18 protein-coding genes are annotated in these 23,013 nt (G+C 43.6%); 9 read left to right on the top strand and 9 right to left on the bottom strand.

Going from position 1 to position 23,013, the window contains the following annotated elements; all coding sequences use genetic code 11:
• Positions 1-2: 2 nt before the first annotated feature.
• The 4 genes from L1271_RS14560 to L1271_RS14545 all read left to right on the top strand — a co-directional run bounded on the left by L1271_RS14560 (position 3) and on the right by L1271_RS14545 (position 4,730).
• Positions 3-1,223 (top strand): ABC transporter permease, encoded by a 1,221-nt coding sequence (locus L1271_RS14560; protein WP_174168802.1) that lies wholly within the window; start codon positions 3-5, stop codon positions 1,221-1,223.
• Positions 1,224-1,283: 60 nt separating this feature from the next.
• On the top strand, positions 1,284-2,603 hold the full coding sequence (locus L1271_RS14555; protein ID WP_235368134.1) for a sigma-54-dependent transcriptional regulator: 1,320 nt from the start codon (positions 1,284-1,286) through the stop codon (positions 2,601-2,603).
• Positions 2,600-3,937 (top strand): sensor histidine kinase, encoded by a 1,338-nt coding sequence (locus L1271_RS14550; RefSeq protein ID WP_235368133.1) that lies wholly within the window; start codon positions 2,600-2,602, stop codon positions 3,935-3,937. The genes L1271_RS14555 and L1271_RS14550 overlap by 4 nt, the downstream gene beginning before the upstream one ends.
• Before the next feature lie 346 nt (positions 3,938-4,283).
• Complete coding sequence (locus tag L1271_RS14545) at positions 4,284-4,730, top strand: hypothetical protein (protein WP_235368173.1); 447 nt, start codon at positions 4,284-4,286, stop codon at positions 4,728-4,730.
• A 52-nt stretch (positions 4,731-4,782) separates the two neighbouring features.
• Here the strand turns inward: L1271_RS14545 and L1271_RS14540 are convergent, their stop codons facing one another.
• The 4 genes from L1271_RS14540 to L1271_RS14525 form a co-directional block, all read right to left on the bottom strand.
• Positions 4,783-6,231, bottom strand: a complete 1,449-nt coding sequence (locus tag L1271_RS14540) for a catalase (RefSeq protein ID WP_102056878.1) — start codon at positions 6,229-6,231, stop codon at positions 4,783-4,785.
• A gap of 190 nt (positions 6,232-6,421) precedes the next feature.
• A complete protein-coding gene (locus L1271_RS14535) occupies positions 6,422-8,140 on the bottom strand; it encodes an AMP-binding protein (protein WP_235368132.1) in 1,719 nt (572 codons plus the stop codon).
• Between the two features lie 227 nt (positions 8,141-8,367).
• Positions 8,368-11,541: an efflux RND transporter permease subunit gene (locus tag L1271_RS14530; RefSeq protein ID WP_010604876.1), complete on the bottom strand. Its 3,174-nt coding sequence runs from the start codon at positions 11,539-11,541 to the stop codon at positions 8,368-8,370.
• Between the two features lie 4 nt (positions 11,542-11,545).
• Positions 11,546-12,718: an efflux RND transporter periplasmic adaptor subunit gene (locus tag L1271_RS14525; protein ID WP_235368131.1), complete on the bottom strand. Its 1,173-nt coding sequence runs from the start codon at positions 12,716-12,718 to the stop codon at positions 11,546-11,548.
• Between the two features lie 418 nt (positions 12,719-13,136).
• On the opposite strand from L1271_RS14525, the gene L1271_RS14520 reads away from it, so the two are divergent.
• The gene (locus tag L1271_RS14520) at positions 13,137-13,739 is read left to right on the top strand and encodes a TetR/AcrR family transcriptional regulator (protein WP_010604874.1); all 603 of its coding nucleotides are present in this window, start codon (positions 13,137-13,139) and stop codon (positions 13,737-13,739) included.
• On the opposite strand, the gene L1271_RS14515 is transcribed toward L1271_RS14520, so the two are convergent.
• The 4 genes from L1271_RS14515 to L1271_RS14500 all read right to left on the bottom strand — a co-directional run bounded on the left by L1271_RS14515 (position 13,723) and on the right by L1271_RS14500 (position 18,496).
• Positions 13,723-15,567: an ABC transporter ATP-binding protein gene (locus L1271_RS14515; RefSeq protein WP_235368130.1), complete on the bottom strand. Its 1,845-nt coding sequence runs from the start codon at positions 15,565-15,567 to the stop codon at positions 13,723-13,725. The genes L1271_RS14520 and L1271_RS14515 overlap by 17 nt on opposite strands.
• Before the next feature lie 89 nt (positions 15,568-15,656).
• A complete protein-coding gene (locus tag L1271_RS14510; protein ID WP_235368129.1) occupies positions 15,657-16,844 on the bottom strand; it encodes a hypothetical protein in 1,188 nt (395 codons plus the stop codon).
• Positions 16,845-17,022: 178 nt separating this feature from the next.
• Complete coding sequence (locus tag L1271_RS14505) at positions 17,023-17,469, bottom strand: DUF3010 family protein (RefSeq protein WP_010604871.1); 447 nt, start codon at positions 17,467-17,469, stop codon at positions 17,023-17,025.
• Between the two features lie 34 nt (positions 17,470-17,503).
• On the bottom strand, positions 17,504-18,496 hold the full coding sequence (locus L1271_RS14500; protein ID WP_235368128.1) for an endonuclease/exonuclease/phosphatase family protein: 993 nt from the start codon (positions 18,494-18,496) through the stop codon (positions 17,504-17,506).
• Between the two features lie 229 nt (positions 18,497-18,725).
• Here L1271_RS14500 and thrS point away from each other — a divergent pair, with 229 nt between their 5' ends.
• The 4 genes from thrS to rplT all read left to right on the top strand — a co-directional run bounded on the left by thrS (position 18,726) and on the right by rplT (position 22,013).
• Entirely contained in the window at positions 18,726-20,636 is a 1,911-nt protein-coding gene (gene thrS, locus L1271_RS14495) for a threonine--tRNA ligase (RefSeq protein WP_095729293.1), read from the top strand.
• Positions 20,637-20,692: 56 nt separating this feature from the next.
• The gene (gene infC / locus L1271_RS14490) at positions 20,693-21,256 is read left to right on the top strand and encodes a translation initiation factor IF-3 (RefSeq protein WP_095729294.1); all 564 of its coding nucleotides are present in this window, start codon (positions 20,693-20,695) and stop codon (positions 21,254-21,256) included.
• A gap of 181 nt (positions 21,257-21,437) precedes the next feature.
• Positions 21,438-21,638 carry a 50S ribosomal protein L35 gene (rpmI, locus tag L1271_RS14485; protein WP_010604868.1) on the top strand — a complete coding sequence of 67 codons (201 nt, stop codon included), beginning with the start codon at positions 21,438-21,440 and terminating at the stop codon, positions 21,636-21,638.
• A gap of 15 nt (positions 21,639-21,653) precedes the next feature.
• A complete protein-coding gene (gene rplT / locus L1271_RS14480; protein WP_010376973.1) occupies positions 21,654-22,013 on the top strand; it encodes a 50S ribosomal protein L20 in 360 nt (119 codons plus the stop codon).
• Positions 22,014-22,108: 95 nt separating this feature from the next.
• Here the strand turns inward: rplT and L1271_RS14475 are convergent, their stop codons facing one another.
• On the bottom strand, positions 22,109-22,942 hold the full coding sequence (locus tag L1271_RS14475; RefSeq protein WP_235368127.1) for an SDR family oxidoreductase: 834 nt from the start codon (positions 22,940-22,942) through the stop codon (positions 22,109-22,111).
• Positions 22,943-23,013: the final 71 nt, after the last annotated feature.

The raw sequence follows: 23,013 nt of genomic DNA, 5'->3' as shown, positions 1-23,013 counted from the left end.
GTATGGCGATTAAACATATTTTAAAACTGATCTTAAAACAAAAAAGTATTGCGCTGTTAATTATTCTACAAATCGCGATCACCGTGATGATTGTCAGCAATACCGCGTTTATCAGCTATGCAACGCTGCAAAACTGGCTAATTCCTTCAAAGTTGGAAGAGCAACAAATTCTCAATGTAACGACGCGTGTGTTTGATACCTCGGTAGACGTGCAGTCACTTATAGAAAAGGATATTCAAGCGATTGAAAATGTGCCTGGGGTCGTTGCCGCATCTTATGCTGGTAGAGAGCTGGTATTAAACAGCTTAGGCCCTGGATGGACTATTTTTAAAGATACCCAACCAGAAACGGATTACAGCGTGTTTGGCTACTTTGGCTTGGATGAAAAAGGGGTAGATGTACTTGGGCTTGAACTTGTTGAGGGGCGGAGATTTTATGCCAGCGAATTTATAAAAGGTGATGAGGCAACAAAAAATGCAGGCGTTATTATGATAAGTGACGACCTTGCCACGTCTTTATTTGGTGGTGACTCTGCCCTTGGGCAGACGGTGTATATTTCAAGACAACGCATTCCACATCAAGTGATTGGTGTTTATAAAGGTAAAATGCTTGGGGAAGGCGCAACGTACAATCAACAACACTACAATTCAGGGGTTGTACCTGAGGTCATATGGGGTAACCGTCAACGGGCAAATTATTTAGTCAGGGTTGAAAAAGGTGTGTCTGAGCGAGTGCTAGAAGAAGTTGAAACGGCACTGTATCACACCAGCGGACGAATGGTTGAGCGAGTAGAGTTTGTTGCTAGGGCAAAAAAACGTTTGTGGGATGGCCGTAGCACCTTTGCACTCACCATGGCAGGTATAAGCATCATAGCATGCGTGGTCACCGCGCTTGGTATTGTCGCACTTGTCAGCTTTTCTGTTAGCCTAAGAAAGAAAGATCATGGTGTACTTCGTGCGTTAGGAGCATCTAAAGGCAAAGTGATGTGGTCTTTAATTAAAGAAAATACAATTTTAGTCTTTATCGGTTTAGTGCTAGGCTTTGGTCTCTCGATTTTGCTTTACTATTTTTTGATGAATAATGTTCGCGTGCAAAGTGTGGTAGAGATCCCGTTATTGGTTGGGGTCGCTATTTTTACTTGGCTTGTGAGTACATTGGCGGTGTACCTGCCTGCCAAAGAAGCTGCGAAAGTGTCGCCGGCACAAGTAACTAAATCGAGTTAATAATAAAAACAACAAAGCCCCGAAAGGGGCTAAATCTACAAATTAGGATCAAAAGCGTTCATGAGTGTATTGGTAATTGACGATAATCCGGATGTAATTCAAGCCATTAAAGTCCTTTTGTTACTCAATGATATTCCGTGTGAAGGTGTTACCTCTCCGCAGCTGGGCCTAGAGAAGGTTCGTAGCAAACAGTTCGACTTAGTTATTCAAGATATGAACTTTACCCGAGACACTACCAGCGGCGCGGAAGGTAAAGCCCTGTATAAAGCCATTCGAGATTTAGAGCCTGACTTACCCATCATCTTACTGACGGCTTGGACAAACCTTGAAATGGCAGTAGAGCTAATTAAAGATGGTGCTGCAGACTACTTAGCTAAACCTTGGAAAGATCATAAACTCGTCACCTCAGTGAAAAACTTGCTCGAAATGCGAGAACTACAAGAGCAAGTAAGTAGCGCTGCTAATCAGCGCAATGCCAGATTACAAAAGCTAAAAGCGCAATACGACCTGTGTGGTGTGGTGGTTGCCGATCCGGCCATGTTGAGCTTGCTTGAAATGGCGACTCAGGTTGCGCACTCCGATGCGCCAATTCTGATCACAGGACCAAACGGCGCTGGTAAAGAGAAAATTGCAGAAATCGTGCAAGCCAATAGCAGCTATAAACATAAACCCTTTATTAAAGTGAATGCGGGGGCCATCCCGGCGGACCTCATTGAGGCCGAGTTATTTGGGGTTGAAAGTGGTGCTTATACAGGCGCACAAAAATCGAGGGCTGGGCGCTTTGAAGCGGCCGATGGTGGCACCTTGTTTTTGGATGAAATCGGCAACTTGTCTTTGACAGGGCAACAAAAATTGCTAAGGGTTTTACAAAGTGGTGAGTTTGAACGCGTTGGCAGCACGGTCACGAAAAGGGTAAATGTTAGGGTGATCAGTGCCACCAACAGTAATTTACCAGAGGCCATTCGCGCAGGTACTTTTAGAGAAGACTTGTATTATCGGATCAATATGATTGAGCTTAAATTGCCGCCACTATCTGAGCGAAAAGAAGATATTGCCGTGTTAGTGGATCACTTTTTACCTAGCAATAAGAGTTTGAGTAACGCAGCAATGAAGCAGTTAAAGCATCATACTTGGCCTGGAAATGTCAGGGAGCTTGAAAACACCATAGGTCGTGCTGTGTTGCTGAGCCCCAGGCAAGAAATTGAGTGTGAGCATTTAGCAATTCAAATACCACAACATGAAGAGCCGCTTGAATATACACAAGCAGATATCGAAGCTGCATTAGACAGCGCTGATGGCGTAGTCAGTAAAGCCGCAAGAAAGCTTGGATTAAGTCGGCAAGCACTATACCGGAGAATGGAGAAGTTTGGTTTAAAATGACGGTGTCTCTTCAAGCAGCGGTGTCTGCATGCCTATTTGTATCACTATTGGTGTTTGCGGCTATTCTATGGCTGGCAGCTTTATTTGCAATACCATTTACTCTGGCAATTCCACTGGGGCTACTTGTTGCGGCGGTAGTAGGCGTTGTCGGTATCAGTTACTTTTTCTCTCGCCAACAACGGATCATAGATTGCTTAACGGACGGGATCCGCAGTTTTAAAGATCAAGACTTCTCAGTTCAAATTACACATTTTGAAAGCATAGAAATGTCTGATCTAATTTTGGAATATAATCGTTTATCGACAACACTAAAAAAGCAGCGCCACGCTACTAGCCAAAGGGAGTTACTACTTGATACCATTTTGCAGGTGTCACCGGTATCTATTTTATTACTAAACCAATTTGATCAAGTGGTATACGCTAATGATAAAGCAGGAAAATTACTTAATAACAACAAGTCGTTAAGCGGCCTAGTACTGCATCATGCCATCGCGAATGCAGATCCTAAACTGCAAACCATTTTGCTACAAAAAGAATCCGGGTTTGTGACCTTTCAAGCCAATGATGAAAAGCAAAGCTATTACTTTTCAAGGCAGAGCATAACACTCAACCACCAGCCGCACGTGTTGCTTATGTGTCAAAATCTATCAAGCGAAATGAGCCGCCAAGAGGTAGGGCTTTGGAAAAATGCCATCCGTCTTATCAGTCATGAACTCAATAATTCATTAGCGCCCATTTCTTCGTTGACCAACTCGGCGAATACAATTGTAGAGCGTAGCGCCAAAGAGCAAAACCACGCCCTTATTCAACTATTGCCCGAAATGCTCTCGACGATTAACCGCCGCACGGAAAACCTCAGTGAATTTGTGGCTAAATATAGCGAATTTGCAAGATTACCAGCGCCTAATATTACAGAGCAACCCTTGCAGCCCTTACTTGATACCGTTAGTAAGCTTTATGACTTTACTTTGCTGGCAGCACTTCCTTTGGAGCGCGCTTTTTTTGATCCCATACAGGTAGAGCAGGTGATGATAAATTTGGTTAAAAACGCCCATGAGTCAGGATCTAAAATAGATGAAATAGGCGTGAAGCTGCTGGTTGATTATCAACGTCTGATAGTCGTGGTTGTTGATAGAGGTGTAGGAATGGAAGAAGAAAAGCTAGCAAACGCAGTACTGCCATTCTTTTCTACTAAACCAAGTGGCACAGGGGTAGGATTGAGTATTTGTAATGAAGTCGCCATTGCCCACGGTGGACAACTTAAACTATTTAATCGTAAAAAAGGTGGCTTAATGGTGCAGTTTGATTTACCACTCGTCGTACCAAAAACATAGCGTTGTAATGACACTAACCCATACCGGGTAGGAGCGGGTTCACCCCGCGATCTTTTTGGTTTTAATGCCGTACCTTAGGCGGTGGAAGTCTTTGTGCCCAGATAAATCACGACCTACAAATGACAAGCTTCACAAATTTATTTTATTGACCTCATTTTTTGCTAAATCTATATTGGGTAGGAGCGGGTTCACCCCGCGATCTTTTTGGCTCTAATGCCGCACTTTAAGCCGCGGGAATATTTGTGCCCAGATAAATCACGACCTACAAATAATTCCTGTTGAGCGCATATCTATCGACAGGCAGCGGCAGAGCAGCGATACTCAAGCAAGTTGACAATATAGGGAAATAAACTTGAACACGAAAACTCAAACGACCAACCACTTTTTACTCTTCGCGGGTGTGTGTACAGCCATTGCGGCAGTGGCGCACATTGGCTGCATTATCTTTGGCGCGCCTTGGTATCGCTTTTTTGGTGCGGGCGAGGAAATGGCTACTATGGCCGAACAGGGGCTTATTTATCCGCACATTGTCACTGCCGTTATCGCTACGATTTTACTGCTCTGGTCATGCTACGCGTTTTCAGGGGCGAAACGGATCCGACAATTACCTATGCTTAAAATCGCCCTGTGTGTAATAAGTGCAATCTTTTTAATAAGGGGAATTGGGTTTGTTTTTATCATGCCAACGATCCCAGATAATAGCATGACGTTTTGGCTGGTGAGTTCATCAATTTGCTTGGTTATAGGTGGGGCTTATGCGTTTGGAACCCAAAAGGCATGGTCACAAATCTAGCAGCTTTAAAAGCTAGCACTTCAGGTGCTAGCTTTTTGTTCAGATTAGGCAGTTAACCTTTTTCATTCAGTGCCGTTCTAACACCGGCTTCAAGTTCTTCGTGAACAGATTTAAATAACCCAAGTTGGCGTTCAATGATATATTCAGGTACACCCTCCATAGCGCGTGCTATGTTGCCGTACAAGCGCTGTTTTTGGGCATCATCAAATAGGCAATATAGGGCACGAGGCTGTGAAAAATCATCATTGTCTTTGCGGTGGTCGTATCTATCCGCCATTCCTTCAAGCTCAAGAGCAGGGCGTTTATACTCTGGGCTCTCTTTTGGGCCTCCCATCGAGTTAGGCTCGTAGTAAGCATCTTCGTTACCACCCGGCTCATTATTAAAGAACCGCATTGCACCGTCTTTGTGGTAATGATGCACTGGGCACTTTGGGCGATTAACAGGTAATGCCTCATAATGCGTGCCGAGTCGGTAGCGGTGAGCATCAGCATAGGAGAAAATGCGTGCTTGCAACATTTTATCGGGAGAAAATCCAATTCCAGACACCACGTTAGACGGACTAAATGCAGCTTGTTCTATCTCTGCAAAATAATTGTCTGGTACGCGATTTAATTCGAGTGTGCCAACATCGATGAGTGGAAAGTCGCCATGCGGCCAGACTTTGGTTAAATCAAACGGATTGTGTTGGAACTGTTTTGCTTGTGCTTCAGTCATCACCTGAATTTTCATATCCCATTTCGGATAATTTCCGCGCTCTATGGCCTCAAGCAAGTCCTCTTGAAAACTCTCTCTGCTTTCGCCAATTACTGATTTTGACTCTTCATCGGTATGATGCTGGTGGCCTTGTTGGGTTTTCATATGAAACTTCACCCAAACTCTTTGGTTTTCCTCGTTAATCAAACTAAAGGTGTGAGAGCCATAGCCATTCATATGTCTCACATCCGTTGGCAAGCCACGGTCAGACATTAAAATCAATACTTGATGCAGGCTTTCTGGCGACAGTGACCAAAAATCCCATTGCGCGGTGTTGGAACGCAGGTTGGTTTTTGGGTGGCGCTTTTGGGTATGAATAAAATCTGGGAATTTATACGGATCACGGACAAAAAATACGGGGGTATTATTACCAACTAAATCCCAATTTCCTTCATCAGTGTAAAACTTTATCGAGAAACCTCTTACGTCACGCTCCGCATCGGCAGCCCCTTTTTCACCGGCTACTGTTGAAAAGCGCATCAGAATGTCGGTTTGCTTATCAACCTCAGCAAATAGCTTTGCCTTGGTATATCGGCTTATATCGTTTGTTACCGTAAATGTTCCAAACGCACCCCATCCCTTAGCATGCACGGTACGCTCTGGAATACGTTCTCTATTTTGATGCGCCAGTTTTTCGATTAATTGGTAGTCCTCAACCAATAATGGGCCTCTAGGACCTGCGGTAAGACTATTTTGATTATCGGCGATTGGATTACCAGCTGTGGTGGTTAATGGACACTTGGTCATTGCTCGTTTCCTTCATATAAAATTTAGAAACTAACAGCAAGAAATGAACCAAAGAAAAATTCAATTTAAACAATTAGTTGAGTAGTAGCTTAGCGGTGATTGTGATTTTTACAGAGCAAAGTTTTCAAACGCGTTGTAAGAGCTACGTAAGTGGTGAGCTAGGATATTGCTCACCACTTACTCATCTTAGTTACTGAGATTCGGCAAATGCATCAAGCTCACTTTCCATTTGCTCTCGCATTTTGAACTTTTGTAGCTTGCCTGTGACTGTCATCGGATAATTTTCAACGAGCTTGATATGTTTTGGGACTTTGAAATAGGCGAGTTTATCTTTTAAAAATATACGAATATCTTGTTCCGAAATATAGTGTCCGGGCTTAAGTTGAACCCAAACACATACTTCCTCACCATATTTTTCGTCTTTGATCCCAAATACAGCGGCGTCTTGAATATGATGATGATGATAAAGCACTTCCTCAATTTCTCTGGGGTAAATATTCTCGCCACCGCGAATGATCATGTCTTTTATGCGGCCGACGATGCTAACGAACCCTTCGTCATCCATTACCCCTAAATCGCCAGAATGTAGCCAGCCATCGTTATCAATGGTTGCTGCTGTTTTTTCTGGGTCTTGCCAATAGCCTTTCATTACGCAATATCCTCGGGCACATACCTCACCAGGCGTACCAATTGGGGCAATATGTCCTAGCTCGTCAATAATTTTGACCTCGGTATGTGGCATAGCGCGACCAACAGTCTGCACGCGTTTCTCAACAGGCGAATCGATTTCGGTAATATTATTGATTGGGCTGCACTCGGTTTGCCCGTAACCAATTAGTACATCGGTCATATGCATTTGGGTTTGTACTTGGCGCATGACCTTTTCAGGGCAGGTAGAGCCTGCCATCACGCCAGTGCGCAGCGAAGATAGATCAAACTGTGTAAAGTCTGAGTGCTCTAATTGTGCGATAAACATTGTTGGTACACCGTGAAGCCCAGTGCACTTTTCTCGTTCCACAACTTCTAAGGTGACAAGCGGATCAAAGCTATCGTTAGGGAATACAGCGCACGCCCCTTTACTGATACAAACGAGATTACCGAGCACCATGCCAAAACAATGATAAAGCGGCACGGGAATACAAAGCTTGTCTTGCTCTGTGAGCTTCATGGCATTGGCGACGAGTAATCCGTTATTGAGGATATTACTGTGGGTGAGGGTGGCGCCTTTCGGGTTGCCTGTAGTACCTGAAGTGAATTGAATATTGATTGCGTCGCTGGCACTGAGGTTGGCTGCAATCGCATTTGCCTCAAGATAGTGGGCATCATTAGCTTTAGATAACAGGGTGCTGAAATTCATTAGACCTGGTTCAATATCCTCGTCAATCAGCACAATCTGTTTGAGAGAGGGAAGGCGCTGTGAAGACAATTCGCCAAACATGCAGTCATAAGATTCTGGTGCCAGCTCTCTTATCATGTCAACGTAATGGCTATGTTTAAATGATTTCGCCATAACTAACATCTTACACTCAACGTTGTTTAGCACGTATTCAAGCTCGCTTGGACGATAAGCTGGGTTAATGCACACCATGATCGCGCCAATTTTAGCGGTTGCAAATTGCACTAGACTCCATTCAAGATTGTTTGGAGACCAAATCCCAACTCTATCCCCTGGTTGTATGCCTACAGCTAAAAGGCTTGCGGCAAGTTGATTTATTTTGGCGAGATACTCACGATAATTTAAGCGAACAGATTGATGAGAGACAACAATGGCTTCTCTTTCTGGATAATTGTCGACAATATCTTCTAGGTATTGCCCTATGGTGAGTTGAGTAAGCGGTGCTACTTGGGGGCCTTTGAAGTAACTCTTTGTAAGTGCACTTGCATTTATTAATTGGCTCTCTGTTGTCATATCTTGTCCTTGCTGTTGATCTCTAGTTTTTATCATTATGCTTTATCAGTGATAACCTAATTGTCGACAAAATCAAGTGCATTTGGACGAAAAGCATGAAATTACGACTAATGGCTAGTGATAAAGTGTGTGATGGTGAGGTAGTGGAAAGGTCAAGAGTAGCTTTTTTGGGGTATAAAAAACGCCTGAAAATTCAGGCGTTTTGTGGTTTCACTTAAGGGATGTTATTAAGCTAATCCTTCATCTGTATCGACATGCTCATCTTTATGATGCTTCGCGATTTCATCTGAAAGTTCTTGCTTAGAACGCTTCTCTGACATCCGTCTTGCCATTAGCCAATAGAAGAATAGTGGCAAGAAGAATACTGCGAGGAAGGTAGCCGAGAGCATACCACCCATTACGCCAGTACCCACACTGTGTCTTGCTCCTGCGCCAGCTCCAGAACTCATCACCAGTGGAACTACACCAAGTATGAAAGCAAGTGAAGTCATGATAATAGGTCTAAAACGCAGTCTTGCCGCTTCAAGGGCTGCAGTTGCTGGACTCCATCCTTCTTGATACTTCATGAGTGCGTACTCGACAATAAGAATGGCATTTTTACTGGCAAGGCCAAGTAGGGTAACCAAACCGATTTGGAAGTAAACGTCGTTGGTTAGCCCAGCGATCCAGATTGAGACCAATGCACCAAAAGTACCAAACGGTAGCGCTAACATAACCGAGAATGGCAATGACCAGCGCTCATAAAGTGCTGCGAGGATCAAAAATACCATGATCACGGCCATACCGAGTGCAATACCGGTTGTACCAGAGTTTTGCTTTTCTTGGAACGCGGAACCCGTCCACTCGTAAGTCATATCAGGTGGTAGCACTTTGTTGGCGATACGCTCAAACTCCGCGATAGCTTGACCTGAGCTGTAGCCAGGTGCTGCTTCGCCCATTAACTTAACTGCAGATAAGTTATTGTAACGATTCATGGTTTCCGGGCCGCGACTATACTCAACATCCGTAAATGCAGAAATTGGTACCATTTCGCCACGATTGTTTTTCACATAAATGCGGCCAACATCTTCCGGTGTCATTCTAAACTCGGCTTCAGCGGACATAATCACTTGCCATGCACGACCAAATTTATTGAAGTCGTTGACGTAGTAATTACCTAAATTGGCTGCAAGTGCGTTAAACGCAGAATTGATATTAACCCCCATGGCACGCGCTTGTTCACGATCCATATGTACCTTTAGCTGCGGTGCATCAGGACGCCATAGCGTTTGAATGCCTGTAAGGATAGGGCTCTTCTGCGCCTCGGCCATAATCATCTGCATGCCTTGCTTCAATTTAGCGGGATCAGAGCCGCCTTTATTTTGCAAAAAGACTTCAAATCCGCCTGTTGTACCCAAGCCGAAAATTGGCGGTGGGTTAAACGCCAGCACTAGTGCTTCGTTAATATGCGCGGTTTTCATAAATAACTCACCAACAAGTTCCTTCGCCGACACATCGCGTTCATCCCAGTGTGTTTGCGTCACGAACATAGTCGCCGCGCTATTTTTGAAGCCACCACCGATGAAGTCCATCCCCGTAAACGCCACGACGTTTTCGTTAGCTGGGTTTGACTTTGCAGCCGCTATCACTTCATCGGCCACTTTAGCAGTGCGCTCTAACGAAGAGCCATCAGGCAAGAACACCGCTATCATATAGTAACCTTGGTCTTCGTCTGGTACTAACGAGCTTGGTGTTTTTTGCCACAGGAATACCGTTGCACCAATCATCGCTACCATTAAGGTTAGGCCTACAAAACCACGGCGAACCATAAAGCTAACCGCGCCAACATAGCGTCCGGTCACACGATGGAACCAGTCATTGAACCACAAGAAAAACTTGGCATCTTGTTTGTGCTCGTGCTTAAGCAGCAATACACAAAGTGCAGGCGTCATTGTCAGTGCAACCACACCGGATAAACTTACAGAGATGGAGATTGTGATCGCAAATTGGCGGAATAGCTCGCCTGTTAACCCACCCAGGAAAGCGATAGGTACAAACACCGAACACAATACCAATACAATCGCGACTACGGGGCCGCTTACTTCCTGCATCGCTTTAACTGCTGCTTCTCTAGCCTGCAAGCCTTGCTCATGCATAATACGCTCGACATTCTCAAGTACTACAATGGCGTCATCTACCACGATACCAATCGATAACACCATGCCGAACAGCGTAAGCGTGTTAATCGAGTAACCGAGCATATAGAGACCTGCAAATGTACCAAGTAACGAGACCGGAACTGCAAGCGTTGGAATTAGCGTTGCACGCCAGTTTTGCAAGAACAGGTAAACCACTAAGAATACCAAAATCATTGCTTCACCAAGCGTTTTTAACACCTCGCGAATTGAGACTTCTACAAAGCGTGTGGTGTCGTAAGAGTTAACGTGGGCGAGGCCTGTAGGGAACTGAGGTTTGATCTGTTCAATTTCAGCCTCTACTGCTTTAGCCACGTCAAGCGCATTCGCGCCCGGTTGCAAGAATACACCGAGCAATACCGCTTCTTTACCGTTAATAGTACCTTGGAAGTTATAGTCTTTAGAACCAAGCTCTACGCGAGCAACATCCTTAAGGCGCAGTGTTGAGCCATCTGGGTTTGCTCGAACAATGATATTTTCGAACTCTTCAGCCGTCGATAAACGTCCTTTCGCGGTGACACTATAAACGAGCGATTGCGCGTCTTGAGATGTCGGTGTTGCACCAATACTACCCGCTGCATACTGAGAGTTTTGCTCTCTAATTGCACCCGCAATATCGTCTGCTGTGACTTGCAGTTGACTCATAATATCCGGGCGCAGCCAAATACGCATGGCATAGTCTTTAGCACCGAAGATCTGCACGTTCGTCGTACCAGGAATGCGTTTGACGCGGTCAAGGATATTCATGGTGACGTAGTTAGATGTCCAGAGACTTTCTCGAGTTCCATCTGGCGAATAGAACGCGTGTACTTGCAAGAAGTTAGAAGATGTCTTTTGAACCACAACGCCTTGGCGTCTAGTTTCTTCAGGGAGACGAGCTTCAACTTGCTTCACCCGGTTATTTACATCTACGGCAGCCTGATCAACATCCGTTCCAATCTCAAAAGTTACTGCAATAGTTGTTACGCCGGAGTTGGTACTGGTTGATGTCATGTACATCATGCCTTCAACACCCGTAATCGCGTTTTCGATAGGGGTCGCAACGGTTTGTTCTAATACATCCGCTGATGCACCAGGGTATACCGCACGTACCTCAACTTGAGGTGGAGCGATTTCGGGATACTGCGCAACAGGCAAACTGCGCATGGCAGCAAGCCCCGCAAGCACTATTACGATAGAGATAACAAAGGCAAAAATAGGCCTGTTTATGAAATATTTGGAGAACATCAGATTATTCTCCTTGCTCGCTCACAGACACTGGCATACCAGGGAAGAAGATCCTCGCCATACCTTCAACGATGACAGGTTGACCTTCTTTTAAGCCTTCGCGAATAACCCACATATTCTCATTATTAAGCTTGACCCACTCACCAACTTTGACCGGTGCAGGCAGGGCTACGGTTGTGCCTTGTTCATTTTTGGTGGCAATGTATACAAATTTACCCGTGCCGTTGTCTAGTACCGCTCTTTGCGGAAGTACAATGGCGTTATTGCGTACCGCACCAGAGAGTTTAACTCGAACAAACTGACCCGGTCTTAACTCGCCATTTTCATTAGGAATACGAGCTTGTAACTCACTGGTACCCGTGAAGCGGTTTACCCGAACGTCGCTAAAGTTTACTTTACCGGCTTGTCCGTATAGTGAACCGTCTTGCAGAATAATCGTGGTATCAAATTCATTATGATCTGGTAATGACAATGAGCCATTTTCTACATCTTGGCGCATTGTTAGCTGCTCACGCTCTGAAAAGCCGAAGCGAGCACGAATGGTGCTAATGTCGGTAAGTTCAGTTAATAGTACACTCGGACCAGAAACATAACTGCCTTCTGACATCAGTTCACGACCAACAATACCAGAAACAGGTGCTTCAACTTTGGCGTATTCAAGGTCTAGTTTGGCTTCACTCAATGCGACTTTTGCAGATTCTAAATTCGCAACTGCAATATCGTAGGCCGATACTGAGTTATCAAAGTCGCGCTTTGATACTGAACGCTCGTTCTTCAAACGCTCAAGCCTTTCGCTCTCGCGCTTAGTTTGGTCAACGTTTGCTTTTGCTGCCTGAAGTGCTGCCTGCGCTTTTTCTACCGCTAATTCAAAAGGTTTAAGCTCGATGGTGAATAATGAATGACCAGCTTTTACAAATTGACCTTCCTCAAAGTTGCGAGACTCGATGATCCCAGAAACTCGAGAACGAATTTCGACTTCTTTATCACCCGCGAGAGTGGCCGGAAGTTCGATATCGAAAGGCACTGATTGAGTAGTAACTTGTTGTACACTCACTTGCGCAGGTGGCATTGCATGGCCCCCTTGCTGTGGTGCTTCTGAACACGCTGACAAAGTGCCTAACGTGAGCATTAAAAAAGATAGGTGTTTAACACGACTGCGTATTGATACTGGATACATGAACACTCCAATTCCTATATTATCATTTTATGCTGCCCCGGCTTTGACGGGGAACTACCTTGCAATTTGCCTTTAATAACGCACACTCAACTGGATGCAATCAGTCAAGTGAGTTCATTTCATACCTTAACCACACCAAAGTAAAGGCTATTTGTTCGACAATTAAACAAGTAAACGGTAGTGTATACTTAAAGAAATAAAAGGTAAACGGTTGCGTGTACTTTTCTTCAATTTAGGTATACGATCATGTGTACTTTTTATTAACGACTTTATTGATTAAAATAAAGGGAATGTTGATTTATTACGAAGAAGGCTTATCTCTGTATAGAGAGGTGATTCTCGGTATACAACTGACCATGTGAGTAGCAGCTATCAATGGCTCGCTTTTCCCACTATTAATTAAAGACAGAATAAGTAAATGACGCAACTTTCACCAAAACAGCAGTCAATTTTATGTGCAGCGATAGAAGAGTTCGCTCAAAAAGGCTTGCAGGCGACGACGATGGAGTCGATCAGTCAATCAGCGGAAGTATCAAAGCGCACGTTATACAAGCATTACTCGACCAAAGACGAGCTCTTTGATGCCGTTGTTGAGCTGTTAATTGAGCGAATTAAGCCGATAACTGCGATACAATTTATCCCAAACTATGACTTTTCAGTGCAACTGCAACATCTTGCGAAAAGCGCAATGACTTTGTTGAATGACGAGGATTATATGCGTTTGTCGCGTATTGTGATGATTGAATCGATGCGTAGCTTTGAGCAAGCACAGAATTTAAATGAAAAGTTTAGTCATTGTGAAGCCGCGATGATCCAATGGTTCGAAGATGCTGCGAATTCAGGGTGTCTTGGTAGTTTTGATGCGGACTTTGCCGCAGCGTACTTTTGGGGCGCACTGAAAAAGCTAGGCTATTGGGAACGCGCGATAAAATGGCAAGCTCCGCTTCCAGAAGCAGAGCTTGATATATTAGTTGAAAAGGCGGTCTCGCTATTTTGTAATGGCGTTACTCAACGCCAATAAATCCACCGGTTTGATGCGACCACAGTTTGGCGTAAATACCACCTAAAGCTAGCAAGGATTGATGGCTTCCTTCTTCTACTATCCGACCTTCATCCATAACGATTAGTCTGTCCATTTGTGCAATCGTAGATAGTCTATGGGCAATTGCAATAACGGTTTTGCCTTCCATCAGTGCATCTAAGCTCTCTTGGATAGCTTGCTCAACCTCAGAATCCAAGGCCGAAGTGGCTTCGTCCAAAATTAAAATTGGCGCATTTTTTAGTAATACACGGGCAATGGCGATACGTTGGCGTTGGCCACCTGATAGTTTCACACCGCGTTCACCTACTTGTGCGTCAAAGCCAGTATTACCGTGACTGTCTTCTAAGTCTTGGATAAAATTGTAAGCCTGTGCTTCTTTTGTTGCGGCAACTAGCTCACTTTCCGATGCATCAGGGCGACCATAAAGAATATTGTCGCGTACGCTGCGATGAAGCAGAGAAGTATCCTGCGTCACCATAGCGATATGACGTCGTAAGCTTTCCTGTTTTACTTTAGCAATATTTTGGCCATCTATTTCGATGCTGCCGCCGTCAGTATCGTAGAACCTCAGTAATAAGTTCACTAAGGTAGACTTCCCCGCACCTGAGCGGCCAACTACACCAATTTTCTCGCCGGGTTTGATATGTAGGTTCAAGTTGTCGATGACGTTATGTTGTCTCGCTGCATCTTTACGCTTATAAGCGAAGGTAGTGTTACAAAAGTCGATTTTTCCAGCTTTAAAATCTAACTGTGGCGCTGTTTGTTGGTCAACAATATCAAGCGGTCTTGAGAGTGTGTTCATGCCGTCTGCAACGGTACCAATATTTTCGAATAGACCGCTAATTTCCCACATTATCCATTGCGCCATACCATTTAGTCGTAAGGCTAAACCAACTGTAATTGCGATTGCACCAGCGGTTATCGCATTAAAAGACCATAAGTAGATGGAAAGTGCCGCGACGGAAAATACCAAAAGATAATTTAAGGCTTGAATACTAACGTTTAAGCTAGTTGCTAAGCGCATTTGCTTATATACAGGTTGAATAAACACATCCATGCTGTCTTTGGCATATTCTTCTTCTCGTTTGGTATAAGAGAAAAGCTTTACAGTTGAAATATTGGTGTAGCTATCAACTATCCTTCCCGTCATTTCTGAGCGCGCGTCAGCCTGCTCACTAGAAACGCGTTTTAGTTTAGGAACAAAATAGAATTGGAAACAGATATAGCAGCCAAGCCAAATAACCAGCGGGATCATCAAACGTATATCACTGCTTGCAACAAGCGCGAGCATTGCGGTGAAGTACACTAAAATATAAACCAGCACATCGAGTAGCTTCATGACCGATTCGCGCACGGCTAGGGCAGTTTGCATCACTTTAGTTGCAATACGTCCTGCAAACTCGTCTTGATAGAATGTCATAGACTGCTTTAGCAAGTAGCGGTGTGCCTGCCAGCGAATAGCCATTGGGTAGTTACCCAATAAACTCTGATGTAAAATGGCGCTGTGAAAAAAGACTAACAGTGGCAGCGCCACTAACGTGATGACAGACATTCGAATTAACTCGGTTTGTTTGGCTTCAAATAGAGTTTGTGGTGTATAAGTGGAGAGCCAGTCAACTAAATCACCCATAAAGCCAAATAATGTTACTTCCAAAATTGCGAGGAGCGCAGCACTTAGCGACATAAATAACAAGGGTAATTCCATTCCCTTAGTATAGAAGCGACAGAAAGCCAACAAACCTTGTGGTGGCTGACCAACTTCTTGCTCGGGAAAGGGTTTGGTAAAGCGTTCAAATACTCGATACATGGATGATCCCTAAATTTGTTCAGAAGCTAGTCTACCTTGATAGTATGAAATGCGCGAGTCACAGATTGGTGCTCAATTTGCACGAATGATTATAGTTGTTTTTGGTTGAGTAGTTTTTGTGTAATGAGCTCACCAGTGACAGCATTATAGCTACTCAAAGTCAGTGGCGTAGAATAGTGCTTTAAATAGACCTGATCATGTGGTTTTTCTACTGTAATTTTATCGATTGGGACGAGTTTATTACCTTCCTCGACAAAAAATGACAGCTCTAAATAGCATGGAAACACCTTTTTACATACACCGAGTGACTGTTGTTGTAAGTCAAACGTTGAAGAGAGCCAACTTGGCCTATTATTGATTTTAGTGGTTTTGGGCCAAGTTACAGAAAGATCAAACCTTTGCGGGTCTGAAGAGTAGTGCTGAGATTGGCTTGCTACTCGTGCGAGGAGCAAAGGAGTATTGCCACTCACTGATTGAACCTCAGATAAGCGAACCTGATCAACGGTGAGTGGATTAATTTTCAATGTTTGCTTGAGTTCACTCGCCAGTTGGTTTTGTTCATCTAGTTGAGAAAATCCGAGGTGAACGAGTAATTTTGCATCGCGATTGTTATCAAATACCTTTTCTTTTATGTGTTTAGCCGCGGCTTTGGCTCTACCTTGTTGTGAGTCGTGATCGTAACTAATAATCTCGTAGCCAAGCGATTTGGCTTCAAATATCAAGCTAGCGTAAGTCGCCTCCATGGTGTAGATCCCATGCTCATATGTTGTAAAGCCGTGTTTATTGATTTGCTGCTCAACGCTTACCTGTGGGGTAAGCGCTTCTAATGCAAGATAGCGATAGCCTTGTTTATATAAAGGCTTCAACAGGGCAATCGTTAGCGCTCGGTGTTTAGCATTATGATACGCCTCGTTTACCATAGTGATACGCGTGTCAGCAGCCTTTTGTGCTATGATTTCTAGCGCAGGAACTAGCCGATAATCGTTTAGCAACATATCTGGGTTGATCACCCCAGAGGTGAGTTTTTCTGCTTCAAAATAATTGCCGACAATAGAATGATAAGTTGCTGCATATTGAATGTTTGCTGAGCTGCTATCTAAATGCCCTTTGACTGGAATTTGGCTTTCAAGTGACTGTGTGTTTTCAAACACACGTTTATCTGAGTTAACACCAAAGATTAAAGAAGTAGGGTTAGCGCTTGAATTTGCTAATGCTGTTACGGATATCAGCGAACATGCGCAAAAAATAACGGCTTTTCCATATTGTTGAGGTAACACCTAAATCCACTCCTTGCGGTTTATTACGGTTATATTAATAGCATAAAAGCGCGGAGGGCTGAATCAAATAAAAGCAAATTTTTTACAAGTATTTTATATTTGAATTATTTACAGGGGACATAAATGTGGAAGCAAATAAAAAGGCCAGTAGCTAAGTAACTGCTGGCCCTTGATATGATTATTCTTCTTTGCCGTATGTTTTACGAAGAATATAAACATAGGCATTGATGAAAGCTTGCTCTTGAAACTTTTTCAACCCAGTGTCTTCATAGTCAACAGGAATTGGGTTTCTTTTTAATTGTTCTTTTACTTCAGTGCCAGAAAGTAACTGCACGTCGACACCTGAAATTAACTGGATTGCAGCTTCCATTTTAAAACCAGCCGCACTACCTGCGAATTTGCCTTTGTGTGGGCGTTGACGAATGGCGATAGAATCTACGCCGTAATCTTCTACTAGTTTTGCAAAGTCGAATTGGAACTTGCGCATTTCATCAAGTTCTGTCCCTTGATTACTTAACGTAAAGCGTCGCTGACGAATGTCTCTGATATCAAAAACATCATCTTCTTTCGTTAGCATACAAAGCAGAGCTTCGCTGCCTGAAATTTCAACCCCAAGTGTTCTCATTTTCGTGTCCAGATTATGCAAAAATTGAATTATCTCACAGTGTTATTTCTATTGCTATCGCTGCATGGTCAGAATAGCAAATATCTTCGTCTATACGCTTCGGATCAAGGTGAGCATCGTAACTGTAGTAATGTAACGACTTCACCTTGGGCGTTTCTCGGTTGGGATTGAATTCTTTTGAACAAAGAATGTAATCAAGTACGTTACCTTCACCTTGATAGTAATGACTGGCTGGTTTTTCTTTATGGTTGTTGTCGGCGTAAAGAAAACTGTCGAACAACCCGACACTATCAAAGCCATTACTAGCAAGGACGGGTGGAAAGGCTTGCGTCATAAAAGATAATGCCGGGCTGTCTAACGCATCATTGAAGTCGCCCATCACTAACGTTGCAGCCTGTTTCTCCCTTTGTGTCTTTAATGCATCGTAATAAATGATGGAAGCTTCGAGTGAACGTGAGATCTGCGACTGCATCGTACCAACGGTTTCGTGAAGCAATGTAAGTAGCGGGTCATCTTGATTGGAATCTCCCAGCATGTGGGCCATTGAATGCACGCGTTGAGACTTGAAGTGGACGGCATAACACGCCAGTAACCCGAAGCCTGGAATGTCGAATTTACATTTTATCGGGGTGCGATTGAATTTAAATTGATGTTGATTATTAAGGTATTCGAGTAATTCGGGGCAGGGCTCTAACGGCGCAAAGGATTTAAATGGTAGTTTTGATGCGATAGCGACCACGGGTTTAAACAGTACCGACGGGTAGACGTGATCAGGACTTGGCACATCTACAGTGGCAAAGTGGACAAGACCCAAGTCTTCGCACAGCATCTGTAAGCTATCAGGTGAGAAGACCTCTTGAAACACAATGACATCGGGGTTTATATGCTGAATGAGTCCCGTGATGAACTGAGTTTTGGTTTGCCACTGTGTTTCATTATAGTGCTCATGAAGTTGATAAAAAGAATAAGGCGGCGCTGCAAAATTTAGTAGATTAAAGGTTGCAAACCGATAACGCTTTTTGGCCACGAAGAATCCCAAAATAGTTTTTGTAAATTAATAGATTAATTTTAGCTCTAGGCTTGCACTTAGCCAAGTAACACGCGAGAATAGTGATTCTTATTCGAAAGTCCTCGGATGAGCCGCGATAATTCGCGCAAGACAATGCTTATTCGTAAAAGCGTTGATAGGCACACTTTAAAATTAATTAAATACATGTGATGCATTGTAGGTGTCACCACTGTAAATAGGATTTATCATGCCAGTTATTACTCTCCCTGACGGCAGTCAGCGTATTTTTGAAAACCCTGTCACTACTCTAGAAGTCGCTCAAGACATCGGTCCAGGCCTTGCGAAAGCAACGATTGCTGGCCGTGTAAATGGCGTTCGTGTTGACGCTTGTGACCTCATCGAAAATGATTCAGCACTTGAAATCATCACCGCAAAAGACGACGACGGTCTTGAAATTATTCGTCACTCGTGTGCGCACTTGATTGGTCACGCTGTAAAACAATTGTTCCCAGAAGCTAAAATGGCGATTGGTCCTACTATCGACAACGGTTTCTATTACGATGTTGACTTAGAGCATTCGCTTACTCAAGAGGACCTTGAAGCGATAGAAAAGCGTATGTTGGAGTTGGCAAAAACCGACTACGACGTAGTAAAGAAAAAGGTGAGCTGGCAAGAAGCGCGCGATGCATTTGCAGCACGCGGTGAAACCTATAAGATGGAAATCCTAGACGAGAATATCGCGAAAGATGACCGCCCAGGTTTATATCACCACGAAGAATATGTTGATATGTGTCGTGGTCCGCACGTACCAAATATGAAGTTCTGTCACCACTTCAAGATTATGAAAGTGGCGGGCGCATACTGGCGCGGCAACTCAGAAAACAAGATGTTACAGCGTATCTACGGTACAGCTTGGGCTGACAAAAAGCAGCTAAAGGCGTATCTTAAGCGTCTAGAAGAAGCTGAGAAGCGTGATCACCGTAAAATTGGTAAAGCACTCGATCTGTGGCATTGGCAAGAAGAAGCGCCAGGCATGGTATTTTGGCACAATGATGGCTGGAGCATTTATCGTGAGCTTGAAGATTTTGTTCGCGAAAAACTACGCGAATATCAGTACGAAGAAGTAAAAGGTCCGTTGATGATGGACCGTGGTTTGTGGGAAAAATCAGGCCACTGGGACAAGTATTCAGATGCCATGTTCACGACTGAGTCAGAGAAACGTGAGTATGCTATTAAGCCGATGAACTGCCCAGGTCACGTGCAGATCTTTAACCAAGGTCTAAAGTCATACCGTGATTTACCATTGCGTATGGCTGAGTTTGGTTGTTGTCACCGTAATGAACCATCTGGTGCACTACATGGTTTGATGCGTGTTCGTGGATTTACACAAGATGATGCGCACGTATTCTGCACAGAAGAACAGATCATGGACGAAGTATCAGCATGTATCAAAATGGTGTATGATACCTATTCAACTTTTGGCTTCGAAAAGATCGTTGTTAAATTATCGACGCGCCCTGAAAAACGTATCGGTGAAGATGAAATGTGGGACAAAGCAGAAGCTGCACTTGCAGATGCTTTGAAAGCCAATGACATCGAGTTTGAATATTTACCTGGGGAAGGTGCGTTTTACGGACCGAAGATTGAATTCACGCTATATGACTGTTTAGAGCGTGCATGGCAATGTGGTACAGTGCAATTAGACTTTGCACTACCTGGCCGTTTAGGGGCAACATATGTTGCGGAAAATAACGAGCGTAAAACCCCTGTTATGATCCATCGCGCAATTCTAGGCTCACTAGAGCGCTTTATTGGTATCCTAACGGAAGAATACGCTGGTCAATTCCCAACTTGGCTTGCACCAAAGCAAGTTGTGATCATGAATATCACGGACAAACAAGCCGATTATGTCCACGAAGTTGTACAAAAGTTGAATAAACTTGGAATAAGAGCTTGTGCCGACTTGAGAAATGAGAAGATTGGTTTTAAAATCCGCGAGCATACTTTAAAACGTATACCTTATTTACTAGTGGTGGGTGATAAAGAAGTCGAGCAACAAGAAGTTGCAGTAAGAACCCGTACTGGTGAAGATTTAGGTAAATTCTCGGTTGACGATTTCATCGCGAAAGTTAGCGAAGAGATTAAAAATCGACTATAAATATAAACTTGCGTGTACTTTACTTTTTCTGGTGCACGCATTTACTTTTGAATTTTTTGGAGGAACGTACCATTAGAGGCGGCAAAAAAGGGCAAAATAACGCTCAGAAAAATCGTATTAACGAAGAGATTACAGCGAAAGAAGTTCGCTTAATTGACGCTGAAGGCGAGCAAGCTGGCATTGTCTCAACAAGAGACGCACAAAACATGGCGGAAGAAGCCGGTCTAGATCTAGTTGAGATCAGTCCAAACGCTGAACCACCAGTTTGTAAAGTGATGGACTACGGTAAGTTCCTTTTTGAAAAAGCAAAAATCCAAAAAGAACAAAAGAAAAAGCAAAAGCAAATTCAGGTTAAGGAAGTTAAATTCCGTCCTGGTACTGATGTTGGTGATTACCAAGTTAAGCTACGTAGCCTTCGCAAGTTTCTTGAGGGTGGTGACAAAGCTAAAGTCACAATTCGCTTCCGTGGTCGTGAAATGGCGCACCAAGAAATTGGTATCGACCTGTTAAACCGTATCAAGACTGAGTTGGAAGATATCGCATCAGTTGAGTCTTTCCCGAAAAAAGTAGAAGGTCGTCAGATGATAATGATGATGGCGCCTATTGCTAAAAAGTCTTAATCTCGGCATAATACGCATCGAATTTAACGCAGGTCTCAAGTGCTAACGCCACCTGCGTTATCCGGTTTTAAAGTAAGGTATTGATCCTTCACCGGTTTTAGGTAGTAAGCTAGGCCTACAAGTGAGTTTATCTCCGCCTACTTACATTGTGTTAAAGCAATATCATTCGGAGTTATTGCAAATGGCTTATAAGCTAAAATCACACAGAGGTGCTGCTAAGCGCTTCAAAAAGACTGCTTCTGGCGGTTACAAGCGTAAACAGTCGCATCTTCGTCACATTCTGACTAAGAAATCTTCAAAGCGTAAATTACACCTTCGTGCTAAGTCTATGGTTCATAAGAATGACCTAGGCCTAATCGATCGTATGTTACCATTCGCTTAATAGAGGATATCAGAAATGGCAAGAGTTAAACGCGGCGTAGTTGCACGTGCACGTCACAAAAAAGTATTAAAGCAAGCTAAAGGTTACTATGGAGCGCGTTCACGCGTTTACCGCGTAGCTTTCCAAGCGGTAACTAAAGCTGGTCAATATGCTTACCGTGACCGTCGTGCTAAGAAACGTACTTTCCGTCAACTATGGATTGCTCGTATCAACGCAGCTGCACGTCAAAATGGTCTTTCTTACAGCCGTTTCATCAATGGCCTTAAAAAGTCATCGATTGAAATTGATCGTAAGATCCTAGCTGATATCGCAGTATACGACCAAGTAGCTTTCGCAGCACTAGTTGCTAAAGCAAAAGATGGTCTAGCTGCTTAATAAGCGGAACTAGAATTAGTCTTAGGACTAGAACTGGTATTGAAAAGGAGCCTTTGGCTCCTTTTTTAGTTTTATATTCGTTATAAACTCTAACGTTAGCGGTTTTTTATTAAGATTTTATCCAGCACCTTACTGCTCAATATTCGTTTCAAGTATCCCATCAAATAGGTCGGAAACGTGACGTAATATCTTGGCTTTGCAGTCTTAGCACTCAGCGCGTGTTGCAGCACTTTATAAACAGCTTCTGGCCCCAAAGTGAATTTTTGCGGAGCTTCTTCTGAGCTTAATCGGTTAAGCTGTGCCTGATATGCATCGTGATGTACGCTATTTTCGTGATCGATATTCGCTAAAAAGACGTGTTTCGCGTTTTCTCTAAATTTAGACAAAATTGGACCTGGCTCTATTAGGCTAACTTGAATATTGCTACCTGAAAGCTCCATGCGTAGGGTATCGGTAAGTCCTTCAAGTGCAAATTTGCTCGCGTTATAGGCGCCGCGATATGGCAGTGCGACTAATCCAAGCACGGATGAGTTATGAACAATGCGGCCTGCGCCTTGCTTACGCATTTGCTCAACTGCGAGACAGGTGAGCGTATGCCAGCCAAAAAAATTAACTTCAAATTGTTGCCGTAACACGTCTGTAGGCAAGTCTTCTACCGCACCAGGTTGGCCGTAGGCTCCGTTATTGAATAAGGCGTCTAGCTGACCATTTGCGATTGTCAAAGCTTGGTTAAAGCCATCGTTTATACTTTGCTCACATGCTAAATCTAGCAGAATACATTGAATGTTTGTGCCTTCAAATTTATTCAAGTCTTTTGCATTTCTAACCGAAGCAATAACTTGATATCCTGCTTTTGACAATTGCACAGCGCAGTAATAACCAATCCCGCTAGAACAACCTGTGATTAAAATTGATTTTTGTACGCTCATTTGATCCCTAAAGTTATGGTTATCTGCGATTAACTGCAAATTTTTGTTGAATCACCGCACATTGTAAGCCG

Origin of the sequence: Pseudoalteromonas sp. OF5H-5 (genome assembly GCF_021530695.1) — a bacterium.
In the GTDB taxonomy this organism is placed as follows: domain Bacteria; phylum Pseudomonadota; class Gammaproteobacteria; order Enterobacterales; family Alteromonadaceae; genus Pseudoalteromonas.
The sequence above is the reverse complement of the archived record's forward strand: the minus strand, read 5'-3'. Positions and strand labels throughout refer to the sequence as shown.